The sequence below is a fragment of the Candidatus Hydrogenedentota bacterium genome, assembly GCA_016791475.1.
Lineage (GTDB): Bacteria > Hydrogenedentota > Hydrogenedentia > Hydrogenedentales > JAEUWI01 > JAEUWI01.
Genome location: JAEUWI010000362.1, coordinates 1 through 577, shown reverse-complemented (window position 1 = coordinate 577; position 577 = coordinate 1). Strand labels below are relative to the sequence as shown.

Annotated in this window: 1 protein-coding gene; it reads left to right on the top strand. The window is 71.4% G+C overall.

What is annotated here, in order from left to right; genetic code table 11:
* Positions 1 to 577, top strand: a 577-nt coding sequence (locus JNK74_29690) for an efflux RND transporter permease subunit (protein MBL7650346.1), incomplete at both ends; no start/stop codon positions are given.

The following is a 577-nucleotide window of genomic DNA, read 5'->3' as shown; positions in this document are numbered from 1 at the left end:
GAGCGCGTCCGCGACCAGTTGCTGCGCGTGCCCCTGGTCGGCAAGGTCGAGATCTTCGGCATCCAGGACGAGCGCATCCATGTCGAGCTGTCCAACGCCAAGCTGGCCACTCTGGGCATCGAACCGGCCGCCCTGGCCCAGGCCCTGGCCCAGCAGAACGCGGTGGCCGGCGCCGGCTTTTTCGAAACCAGCCAGGAGCGCATCCAGATTCGCCCGGGCGGCGCCTTCACCAGCCTCGCCGCCATCGCCGACACGCCGATCCGCATCGGCCAGCGCACTTTCCGGCTGGGCGACGTGGCTGAAGTCCGGCGCGGCACCATCGATCCGCCAGCCACCCAGGTCCGCTTCGGCGGCCAGCGCGCCCTGGCCATCGGCGTCGCCATGGCGCCGGGCGGCGACATCATCCAGCTCGGCCACGACCTGGAGGCGAAACTGGCCGCGCTGCAGGCCGACCTGCCGGTCGGCGTGGGCATCGCCGAATCGGCCAGCCAGCCGAAGGCCGTCGCCCGCTCGGTGCAGGCCTTCGTCCAGGCCCTGGCCGAAGCGGTCGGCGTCGTCATGCTGGTCACCTTCATCA